Origin of the sequence: Nonomuraea sp. NPDC052116, assembly GCF_040680035.1 — a bacterium.
In the GTDB taxonomy this organism is placed as follows: Bacteria; Actinomycetota; Actinomycetes; order Streptosporangiales; family Streptosporangiaceae; genus Nonomuraea; species Nonomuraea angiospora_A.
In genome coordinates, this window is sequence record NZ_JBFAWA010000021.1 from 240,052 (window position 1) to 249,602 (window position 9,551).

Sequence of the window (9,551 nt, forward strand, 5' to 3'; positions counted from 1 at the left end):
AGGTGGTAATGGACGAACTCCAGCAGGTCGCGTGCGCTGATCGCGAAGGGGAAGCCGCTCGGCGCGGAGCTCCGGGTTACTCGGCGGGGCTTGTCTCCCCGTTCGCGTCACCCACGAGATGTTCGCGGACCGCGGTGAGGATCCGGTCGGACAGGTCGTCGTCGGCGCAGGCCCGTGACAACAGCAACGCTCCCACAATGGTGGACAACTCCACGAGCACCGCCTCCTCGTTCCCGTCGTCGAACTGCCGCATCCCGTCGACCATGCCGCGCAAGCCGGTGGCGAACGCCTGACGCAGGGGGTCGCCGGGTTCGGCGCGGGCGGCGTCCGCCGCGAGGGCCGGGCCGGGGCAGCCGAGGGCGGGGTTGTCGCGGTGCAGGGCCGACACATAGCCCGCCAGGAATTCGGTGCGGGCGCGGCCGGGGGTGGTGTGCTGTGTGAGGTCGTCCAGGGCGGTGGCCCGTTCGGCGAACGCGGCCGAGCAGGCCTGGGCGATCAGGTCGTCCTTGGAGCTGAAGTGGCGGTAGAAGCCGCCGTGGGTCAGCCCCGCCGCGGCCATCGCCTGCGGAACGCTCACCTTGTCGACGCCGTGCGCGCGCAGCAGCTTCGCCGTGGCCTCGATCACCTGCTCACGGTGCCGCTCGGCTTCGGCCTTGGATGCTCGGGGCATGGTGGGTACACTTCCCTCACGATATAGATGATGCTAATCATCTATTCTACCAGAAGGAGGTCCGTCCATGGTCGCGATCGAGAATTCCGTGGCGCTGGTGACCGGTGGCCAGCGCGGTCTCGGCAAGGCGTTCGCCGAGGCACTGGTGGAGCGCGGTGCGGCGAAGGTCTACGTGACCGCGCGCAAACCCGCTACCAGCGATGATCCGCGAATCCTGCCCGTTGCCCTCGATGTCACCGATCAGGACGCGGTATCGTCCCTCGCCGCCCAGGCCCGGGAGGTGACCATCGTCATCAACAACGCCGGCGTGCTCATCCCATCGCCGCTGCTGAAGGCGGACATGGCCGACGTGGTCGCCACGTTCGACACCAACGTGTTCGGCGCGCTGCGAGTGGCGCAGACCTTCGCTCCGGTCCTGGCGGCCAACGGCGGTGGGGCGCTGGTCGACATACACTCCGTGTTGTCCTGGGGTGCCGGCGCGGCGGCCTACGGTGCCTCGAAGGCCGCGCTGTGGTCGATCACGAACTCCCTGCGCGTCGAACTGGCCCCACAGGGCACCCAGGTCGTCGGCGTGCACCTCGGCTTCGCCGACACCGACATGGCGGCGGGGATCCCGGTCCCGAAGATATCGCCCGCCGAGGTCGCCATCGCGGTGCTGGACGGCATCGAAGGCGGTGCCGACGAGGTGCTCGTGGACGAGGTCACCAGGCGGATGAAGGCGGCGCTGTCCGGCCCGGTAGGAGGGCTCACCGTGACCATCGGGCGGTGAGCCGTCAGACATTGAGCCGTCAGGCGCGTAGCCGTCGAACCTCAAGGAGGCAGAGCAGATGCCGTTGTGGCAGGTCTATCATCCCGTCGGCGCGTATTCCGAGGAGCAGAAGCGTGGCTTCGCCGAGGATGTCACGCAGTTCTACGCCCGTTTCGGGCTGCCGAAGTTCTACGTTGTCACGCTCTTCCACGAGGTCCCGCGGGCATCGTTTCTGGTCGGGGGAGTACCTTCGGACGACACCGTGCGCGTCGTGATCGAGCACATCGCCCGCCATGCTGAGGATTCCGGCCTGCGCGAGCGGATGAGCGAGGCCCTGGGTCGCCTGCTGACCGCGCATACCGGCGACCGCGGGCTGCACTGCGAGTTCCACATCGACGAGACCCCGCGGGATCTGTGGATGATCGACGGGTTGTGCCCGCCCCCGACGGGTTCGGAGGCGGAGCAGCTCTGGGCGCAGGACAACCGGCCCGTGCCCTACTGATCACGCCGCACCGATCGGGCCGCTCTCGAGATCGAGGGTCCCTCGGTGATCAACTGGACGGTTTCGCCATGCTCGCCCGCAGCACCGGTCCAGGCGGAAAAACTCGCTCCGTGGTCGAGTGGAGTTCGGCCATTGTCCACAGCAGGAACGGCAATCCTCTGAGCCGTTGTGTGGGTAACGGATGAATATGGCAGAGGGGCAACCCTCTGAGCTGCGACCTGACAAGATCCTCTTCGAGCTCCTGCGCGACAGGCCGAATCAACATGGCAGTGTTCGGGCCCCGCAAGGAGCAGCGGAGGATCCAACGCCCCCTTGGAGTTGGCCTCCGGGTCGCGGCGGCGGGCAGGGCCCGGCCCTCGCCCTTGAGCAGCACCTGCGGCAGGACCTCGGGATCGGCGTACGCGGGCAGCCGGGGCGCCCGGCCCGGCGCGGTCAGCACCCGTACCGCCCGTACGGGGAAGCGCTCCATCGCCGCAAGCAGGTACTCACGAACGAACTCCCGCTCGTACCGCTCCAGCAGCAGCTTGAACGCCTCGTCGCTCGGAAGCAGGGAGATCAGCTCGACCAACAGCTCCCGCCATGGCTTGTAGATCCTGATCCGGTCCCAGGCGCCGACCAGGTCCGGGGCGACCGCCGGGCCCACGCCGTCGGCCACCGTGGCGCGCACCCCCAACGTGAACGCTTCGCGGCCCCGGTGACCCCGGAGCGGACAAGTCAGCGGTAACGTTCGGACCGATACCCCCACTGCTGTGAGTTGACGGTCCTGCGGGCTGGGTCAGGAGCTGTTCGCGGCCGTTGGCGTTGCCGTCGCGTCAGTCTCGCCGAGCTCGGCCGGCGAAGATGGCTGTGCGTATGGGCTTATCCCAGTTCAGGCCGGGAAGTAGACGCTCCGACGCAGTAACACGCCTGCGCAGCGCACAAAGCGGAGGCATCGTGAACACGTTCAGACATACGCTCGTCACGCCCGTGCACACCACCTCCTACCTCGAAACCGGGCCGGAAAACGGTCCTGTGCTGGTGTTCGTACACGGCTGGCCGGGGCTTGCCTCGACGTGGCGGCACCAGCTCGGGTACTTCGCCGCACAGGGCTACCGAGTGGTCGCACCCGACATGCGGGGTTACGGTGACTCCACCGTTCATGACGACCCGGCCGCCTACCGGCAGGAGCTCGTCGTCGCCGACATGCTCAGCCTGCTGGACCACCTCGGGCGCCGGCAGGCTGTCTGGATCGGACACGATTGGGGAAGCCCCACAGTCTGGAACCTCGCCGCGCACTTCCCTGAGCGGTGTGTCGCCGTAGCCACGCTAGCCGTCCCATTCGGCACGCTGGAACGCGGGTGGGACGGCCTGCTCGCGATGGTCGACCGCGACCGATACCCACAGGACACGAACCCGTACGGCCAGTTCGACTACATGGCCTACTACGAGAGACACGCCGAGCACGCGGCGTCCGTCTTCGAGTCGGCCCCAGGCAACACGGTCAAGGCGCTCTTCCGCCGCAGCGACCCGGCAGAGCACACCGGGCCCGCACCGACATCCGCGATCACTCGCGAAGGCGGCTGGTTCGGCGGTGCCTCGAGCGCCCCGAACACCCCGCTGAGCACCACCGTCCTGACTGAGCGCGACTTTCACGACCTCACCGATGCCCTGGCGCGCAACGGGTTCGGCGGACCCACCGGCTACTACCTCAACCACGGGGTGAACGCTCGCTACGCAGACGCGGCACCGGGCGGTCGCGTGCTCCGGCTACCGGTGCTGTTCATCGGCGCCGCCTACGACCAGGTCCCCGACCTTCGCAGCCCCGCAGCACTCAACGCGATGCGATCCACCTGCCCAGATCTCACCGAGGCCACCGTTCCGGCCGGGCACTGGCTCCAGATGGAGGAACCGCACGCGGTGAACGAGCACATCGAGTCCTGGCTCACCAGCCAGGTCGCCGAGTCGCGGTCGTGATGCTGGCACCGAGCACCGCCTTGGCCCCGCCAACCTCGGCCTCAGAGGCTGCCGGCTGAACTTTCATCACTGTCATCGCCGGCAACGTTAAAGATCAAGCTCAGAAATCCGCCGCCAATTTTCTTGCCTCCTCCTGACCGAGCGCGATTTTCTCCTCGCCCTTCTCATTCCCGCCCCACGTCGTGCCGTCCACCACCAGCGTATGGACCTCCTTGACCCCGATGAACTTCAGCCAGAGTGCCGCTTTCGTCGCGGCGGGCTCCGGTCGCACAATCCTTATCTTGGGTATTTGCTTCTTCTCGCAGGTCAGAGCGATATGATCTTGTCGGGCACGTAAGGCATGTTGGCCGGCGCTCAAAGCACCTTGCGGCGGCTGAAGAAGCTCGGGATCGACCCGGATGTGGACCTCGGACTCCTGCTCGACGTGGCTCGGGATGCCGCCCAGGCGGGGGAATCGCTGGCGGGGCCGCTGACCACGTTCCTGGTGGCGTCCACCTCTCCACCAGGCCGACCTGGCCGGAAGCGATGCGGGAGCCGGTCGGCCGGTCCGCCTCCGGGCTCCAAGCCGCCTCAGTGATGACGGGGCAGACCCTAGCTTGATCAACATGCCCCTGACATGGTTGGATTGCGGCCGATTGTGCTCGGCTGCCTCGCCTCGACCTGTGGTTCGGAAAGGACATCTACATGCATGAAGGCGGCGTCTACGTGCTGGTGAACCAGAACACCGACACGTGCCTGGATGAGAACCAAGACAACCATTGGGTCAGAGCGTGGGGGCGCAACGGCGGCGATAATCAGAAGTGGGAGGCGAATCGGGATGGCCCCCGCCAGCGGTGGTGGCTTCGGAACATCCAGTCTGGCCGCTACCTTGGTCACGACGGTGAAGGACTGGGAAGCGCACTTCGCACTGCGGAGGAGAAAGTCCTGTGGCATATCTCCGACGACCTAGGAGGGTGCCGTTTGCAAATCCAGTCCGACATTGATTTGCACGCCCACGTAAAAGATGGTTCTCGTGACGACGACACAGTAGTCCAGCTGTGGGCACGCAAGGGCAACAGCCAAGTCTGGATCTTGGAAGAGACCTAAGGGAGCGTTTGGTCCTGTCTGATCCCCGGGGCTTAGGCGCCGCGCCAGGCTGCCAACTGACCGAGCGAGGTCATGACGGGCTCCTGGCCGGTCGTTGGGCGGGCGGCGCGTTCGGGGACGGCTGACAGGACACGGGAGGCGTCCCTGGTCAGCCTGCAATCGTTGTCTTGGGTTCTTGGTCCCTTTTCGCAGGTCAGAGCGAGATGATCTTGTCAAGGATGTAAGGCGCGGTGCTGAACCGGGCAACCATAAGCGCGAGGCTCGCGGCCCTGTCCCGCAAGCGCGGTGAGCACCAGGGAGATGGTCGGCGTTCCTTGGCAGCGGCAGCCGTGGCGCGGTAGCAGCTGGCGCGTGCGCCGTTCATCCCTTCTGCATGGGCCTCCTCGAAGGCCCATCCGCCGCGCTCGAATCCGTTCCTGCGGTCCTCCTCCGACGCGCCGCCGTTTCCCTGCATCACTCCATCGATGGTGACCTGAGTCACGGTCGTCAGCTTCATGATCGCGGTTCCTTTGCCTTCGCGCCGCCCCCTTGCGGGCGGCCTCACCCCTGCTACGAACACCGCCCCGATCCGACACCGCCTCCCGGACTTCTTTGAAGAACTTTCAGGGACGCCGGTCGTCAGCGATCCGACAACACGACAGTGTCGCGGCGACCGTGCTCCACCTCCTCAAGCGCGGCCAGCGCGGACAAGCTCGATCGCGAAGATCCTGACCAGTGGTGGCGGGCGTGGAACGGCTCAGGTCCGTGGGCGACCTCGTCGGTGGTGTAGCCGCCGAAGCGCTGGATGCGGGCGTCAGACCGAGCACTGCGTCGGCTTCGATGGAGATGCCGTTGTTGATGAGTTCGGTGACGTGGGTGTGGCGGAGTCTGGTGAGCAACAGTTCCTGAGTTGAGCTCGCTGGCTGGTCCACAACCTGGCCGGTCTGCTGGTCGACCATCTGCGTGCCGTCGGCGGCGAGGCCGTTCGCGGGGCCCTCGCATCCGGACGAGTCATCTGCCGCGGCTATCCGGTCCGTCTCACGGTTCCACCCGCGCTCCACCAGGCCGCGCTGGAGTAGAGCGCCGCCCCTGCTGACGGCGCCGGACCAGCCGAGCGCAAATCGTACCGTGCCTATGCTGCCCGCATCGCCGCCGAAACCGACCCCGGCCGACAGCGCAGTCCCCGCTGACGGGACTTTTCGTTCCGATGCTCGTCATGTCCCGGCCCGGCCGCGGGCACGCGCAAACCGGCGGGGTGCCTACCTGTGTAATCTCTGGGGATCAGCCTGCGGACCCGCTCCGGCCGATCATGTCGAGCAGAAGCTTCGCGGCCTGTTCCGCCCCGTCGGTGCGGACCGTCTCGGCCACGACGGCCGCGCGGGCACCGGTCTCCGGGGCCAGGGCGATCTCGAGTGCGGCCGACAGGGACTCGGCGGTCGGCGTCGGACCGTCGTGTCCCGTACCGATGCCCAGCTCGGTCACCCTGCCCGCCCAGTACGGCTGATCCGCGACCTGAGGCACGATCACCTGCGGCGCCCCGGCACGGGCCGCCGTCGTCGTGGTGCCCGCGCCGCCGTGGTGCACGACCGCGGCCACCCGGCGGAACAGCGCCTGCTGGTTGACCTCGCCGACAACGAAGCAGTCGTCCTGGTCGTCGATCAGGGCCAGGTCAGCCCAGCCGCTCCCGAGCAGGACGCGGCGACCCTGCGTCCGGACCGCTTCGATGACGGCCCGGGAGACCTCCTGCGCGTTCGCGCCCCGTACCAGCATGCTGCCGAAGCCCACGTACACCGGCTCCGGACCGGCGGCGAGGAACGCCTCCAGACCGGCCGGGAGCGGGCGTCCGTCCGGCCGGATCCACGCGCCGGTCTGCGTCACGTTGAGTTCCGGCGTCTCCTGCCACGGGCCCAGGACCGGGTCGGCCGCCAGGAACGGGTGGTCGGTGAAGACGTGGTCGCGGACGCCGCTCACCGGCGGCAGGCCGATCGAGGCCCGGTGGGTGGTGATCGTGTCGCTGAACAGGGCTTCCATGTTCTCGGCGTGCAGGTCCCACAGCCCTCGGTTGTCGGTCACCTCAGGGGGGATCACCTGGCCCGGCCGGCGGAGAGGCGGGTGATGCGACGACGGCAGGTAACACGGGGAGAAGGACGTGAACAGATAGGGCACGCCCAGCTTCTCGGCCGCCGTCCGCGTACCGGCCAGGGCCGGGAACGAGCCGGTGGCCACCACCGCGGCGCAACCCTCGGCCACCCCGGCTACCGTCCCGTAGGCCATGGCGGTCAGCTCGGCGGAGATGTCGGACAGACCCGCCTTCGCCTTGCCGGGGATCGCCCCCGTCGCCAGCGCGCGGATCGGCCAGGCGAGGGGAGTCAGCGGCACGTCGACATCGTCCAGCAGCTCCGCGAAATCCGGCGGTGCGCACACCCGCACCTCGACGCCGAGCGCCCGTAGCCGCACCGCCAGCCCCGTCATCGGCTCGACGTCCCCGCGGGACCCGTAGGTCACCAACACAACGCGCATTCCGCAGTCCCCGATCTCCGTGCGTTCCGGTGCCGAAGGGTGATTGTGCGGTACGACCGGGGCCTTGTGGCAAGTCCCCCCATGCGCTATAGGTTGGTAGTGGCAGGGAGTGGATATTCCCCTTGCCCTTTGTTGCTTCGCCGCCCAGTAGGTGGCCTCCTCCGTCTCGCCATGATCGTGCGGCAGCCCGTGGATAACCACAACTACTTTGGAGCTGGTCGCAGGGACCCGAGCAGAGGGCCTGAGGTACCGGTCGGCAGTGTGGCGGCCAGTGGGCCTTGGGCAGCGGCGTGTTCGGGGTAGCCAGGCTGGCTATCGCCGCTCCGGACACTGAGCATCACGGCGCGCCGTCCCGCGTCGTCGAACACCGCGCTCACGTCGGCGAGGGACGCGACGAGCGGCCTGCCTGCCCAGGTGAATTCCTCCCGCGGCCAGGCGTCCGGCAGGCGATGAGCGTGATGCCGTTGTCCGTGCTCGGCCGACATGGTGCCCAGTGTCCGGTGGTGTGCTTCCGTCGTCGGTCATCATCCGGCCGGGTCGGGTTCGGCGGGGGACGGGGTGTCGGGCTCGGCCGCGGGGGAGGGGAGCCGCTGCAGGAGCAGGTTCAGGTTCGTCTGCAGTTGTTCGGCGCGCTGTTCGGCTGAGCGATGGTCGGCGCGCGCGTTGTCCCGTTCGCGTTCGGCGGCCTCGATCCGGCTGTTGCGGATCACCACGAGGTCGCGGGCTTCGCTTTCCGCGTGGCGGGCCTGGACCACCTGCTGGGTGAGGTCGGTGTTGCGTCGCTCGGCAGCCTCAAGCTGCGCGCGCGCCGTGGCGGTCTCGGTGCGGGCCTGCTCGGCGGCGGCCTGCGCGCCGTCGGCGCGTTCGCGTTGCCGCTGGGCTTCCTCGGCGGTGGCGTGGTGGCGCTCCCGCAGGGCGGCCAGTTCACGTTCTGCGGTGGAGACTCGCTCCCGCTCCCGGACCAGGGCCTCGTCGTGCCCGGCGCGCAGCTGTCGTAGCTCGTCGGCGTGCTGCCGGGCCGCCTCCGCGCGCAGCTGGTCGGCCTGGTCGGCGCGCGCCCGATCAGCGATGGCCAGCCGTTCGGCCTCGTCGGCGCGCTGCTCGGCGGCCTGGGCCCGCTCGTCGGCGTCCCGCTGGGCCGTGCGGGCCTGCGCTGCGGCGCGTTCGGCGGCCTCGGTCAGCTCGGCGGCTGAGGCCGCGCGCTGCTCGGCCGCTCGGGTGCGCTGATCGGCGGCGGTGGCCTGCTGCTCGGCCGCGGTCGCAGTCGAGCGCTCGTCCTCGAGCTGCTCCTCCAGGTCGGCGACCTGGGCCAGCAGCTCGCTCTCGATGCGCTGCAGGAGCGCGACTTCGGTGGCCAGCTGGGCGCTGACCGTCTCGGCGTAGGCGTGCAGGGCGGGGCGGTGCTCAGCCACCGTGGCGGCGAAGGTGGCCTGCAGTTGCTGGCGGCGCTGGTCGGAGGAGCGCTTGCGCGCGTTGCTGGCGGCGTTGGTGCATCGCCGGGAGCAGTGCTTGGGCTTGCGGCCGACGCCGGCGTACTCCAGCAGTCGGGGCAGTCCGTCGGGTGTGGCCCACAGCTCGGCGCAGGCCGGATTGCCGCAGCGCAGCTCGCCACCGGGCGCCGTCCCAGGCGCGGCCGGTCCGGCCTCGTCCTCGATCATGCCCGCCAGCCTACATCAAGATCAAATTATTTAGCGTTAGTCCAACGCAGAATATTTAGCGTTACGCGTTATGCATGCCGAACGCTTCACAGATTGTTGCTTCTGTGCGCACCGCGCCGCGAGGGCGCGCGGCAACCAGGGGCGGATCATGTTCGGCGGGCTCGCGACGCTGTTCGCCGGGTGCTCGGCGCCCTCGTTGTTTACGAGGCCACGAGCCCCGGCGCGTACCCGTGGCCGCTGCCGGCGGCGCTCCGGGAGTGCGGGGCCGGGAACGGCATGGCCATCGTCCCGTTCTTCACCGCCGCCCTGGTGCGCCTCCGTCCTCATCAGGTCGGGGTCGGCGCGCAGCTCGGCCTCATCGAGCAGCTTGGTCAGGCCGTACGTCACGCACACCGCGGCCTTGCGAGGGCTTCTTCCGGTCGCGAACGCGTTCGG

Annotated in this window: 11 protein-coding genes and 1 pseudogene; 5 read left to right on the top strand and 7 right to left on the bottom strand. The window is 68.7% G+C overall.

Features of this window, described 5'->3' with window-relative positions; genetic code table 11:
- Positions 1-76: 76 nt before the first annotated feature.
- Positions 77-670 (bottom strand): TetR/AcrR family transcriptional regulator, encoded by a 594-nt coding sequence (locus AB0L65_RS35960; RefSeq protein ID WP_364254693.1) that lies wholly within the window; start codon positions 668-670, stop codon positions 77-79.
- Between the two features lie 67 nt (positions 671-737).
- Here AB0L65_RS35960 and AB0L65_RS35965 point away from each other — a divergent pair, with 67 nt between their 5' ends.
- Together AB0L65_RS35965 and AB0L65_RS35970 are read left to right on the top strand one after the other, a co-directional pair.
- Positions 738-1,439 (top strand): SDR family oxidoreductase, encoded by a 702-nt coding sequence (locus tag AB0L65_RS35965; RefSeq protein WP_364254695.1) that lies wholly within the window; start codon positions 738-740, stop codon positions 1,437-1,439.
- Positions 1,440-1,497: 58 nt separating this feature from the next.
- The gene (locus tag AB0L65_RS35970) at positions 1,498-1,920 is read left to right on the top strand and encodes a tautomerase family protein (protein WP_364254698.1); all 423 of its coding nucleotides are present in this window, start codon (positions 1,498-1,500) and stop codon (positions 1,918-1,920) included.
- A gap of 49 nt (positions 1,921-1,969) precedes the next feature.
- On the opposite strand, the gene AB0L65_RS35975 is transcribed toward AB0L65_RS35970, so the two are convergent.
- On the bottom strand, positions 1,970-2,587 hold the full coding sequence (locus tag AB0L65_RS35975) for a hypothetical protein (protein WP_364254701.1): 618 nt from the start codon (positions 2,585-2,587) through the stop codon (positions 1,970-1,972).
- A 266-nt stretch (positions 2,588-2,853) separates the two neighbouring features.
- Here AB0L65_RS35975 and AB0L65_RS35980 point away from each other — a divergent pair, with 266 nt between their 5' ends.
- Complete coding sequence (locus AB0L65_RS35980) at positions 2,854-3,873, top strand: alpha/beta hydrolase (protein ID WP_364254704.1); 1,020 nt, start codon at positions 2,854-2,856, stop codon at positions 3,871-3,873.
- A 100-nt stretch (positions 3,874-3,973) separates the two neighbouring features.
- On the opposite strand, the gene AB0L65_RS35985 is transcribed toward AB0L65_RS35980, so the two are convergent.
- A complete protein-coding gene (locus tag AB0L65_RS35985) occupies positions 3,974-4,144 on the bottom strand; it encodes a hypothetical protein (protein WP_364254707.1) in 171 nt (56 codons plus the stop codon).
- A 69-nt stretch (positions 4,145-4,213) separates the two neighbouring features.
- Between AB0L65_RS35985 and AB0L65_RS35990 the strand changes: the two genes are divergently transcribed.
- On the top strand, positions 4,214-4,450 hold the full coding sequence (locus AB0L65_RS35990; protein ID WP_364254710.1) for a DUF6457 domain-containing protein: 237 nt from the start codon (positions 4,214-4,216) through the stop codon (positions 4,448-4,450).
- A gap of 107 nt (positions 4,451-4,557) precedes the next feature.
- The gene (locus tag AB0L65_RS35995) at positions 4,558-4,959 is read left to right on the top strand and encodes an RICIN domain-containing protein (RefSeq protein ID WP_364254713.1); all 402 of its coding nucleotides are present in this window, start codon (positions 4,558-4,560) and stop codon (positions 4,957-4,959) included.
- A gap of 193 nt (positions 4,960-5,152) precedes the next feature.
- Here the strand turns inward: AB0L65_RS35995 and AB0L65_RS36000 are convergent, their stop codons facing one another.
- From AB0L65_RS36000 to AB0L65_RS36015, 4 genes and pseudogenes are all read right to left on the bottom strand, one after another.
- Positions 5,153-5,455, bottom strand: coding sequence for a hypothetical protein (locus AB0L65_RS36000; protein WP_364254716.1), 303 nt, complete (start codon positions 5,453-5,455; stop codon positions 5,153-5,155).
- A 764-nt stretch (positions 5,456-6,219) separates the two neighbouring features.
- Positions 6,220-7,458: a glycosyltransferase gene (locus AB0L65_RS36005; protein ID WP_364254719.1), complete on the bottom strand. Its 1,239-nt coding sequence runs from the start codon at positions 7,456-7,458 to the stop codon at positions 6,220-6,222.
- Positions 7,459-7,982: 524 nt separating this feature from the next.
- The gene (locus tag AB0L65_RS36010; RefSeq protein ID WP_364254722.1) at positions 7,983-9,116 is read right to left on the bottom strand and encodes a hypothetical protein; all 1,134 of its coding nucleotides are present in this window, start codon (positions 9,114-9,116) and stop codon (positions 7,983-7,985) included.
- Positions 9,117-9,152: 36 nt separating this feature from the next.
- A pseudogene (locus tag AB0L65_RS36015) lies at positions 9,153-9,551 on the bottom strand (hypothetical protein); the annotation flags it as partial.

Coding starts and splice junctions, on each gene's coding strand:
- AB0L65_RS35960 (WP_364254693.1), bottom strand. CDS start 670: ATGCCCCGAGCATCCAAGGCCGAAGCCGAGCGGCACCGTGAGCAGGTG.
- AB0L65_RS35965 (WP_364254695.1), top strand. CDS start 738: ATGGTCGCGATCGAGAATTCCGTGGCGCTGGTGACCGGTGGCCAGCGC.
- AB0L65_RS35970 (WP_364254698.1), top strand. CDS start 1,498: ATGCCGTTGTGGCAGGTCTATCATCCCGTCGGCGCGTATTCCGAGGAG.
- AB0L65_RS35990 (WP_364254710.1), top strand. CDS start 4,214: ATGTTGGCCGGCGCTCAAAGCACCTTGCGGCGGCTGAAGAAGCTCGGG.
- AB0L65_RS35995 (WP_364254713.1), top strand. CDS start 4,558: ATGCATGAAGGCGGCGTCTACGTGCTGGTGAACCAGAACACCGACACG.
- AB0L65_RS36000 (WP_364254716.1), bottom strand. CDS start 5,455: ATGAAGCTGACGACCGTGACTCAGGTCACCATCGATGGAGTGATGCAG.
- AB0L65_RS36005 (WP_364254719.1), bottom strand. CDS start 7,458: ATGCGCGTTGTGTTGGTGACCTACGGGTCCCGCGGGGACGTCGAGCCG.
- AB0L65_RS36010 (WP_364254722.1), bottom strand. CDS start 9,116: ATGATCGAGGACGAGGCCGGACCGGCCGCGCCTGGGACGGCGCCCGGT.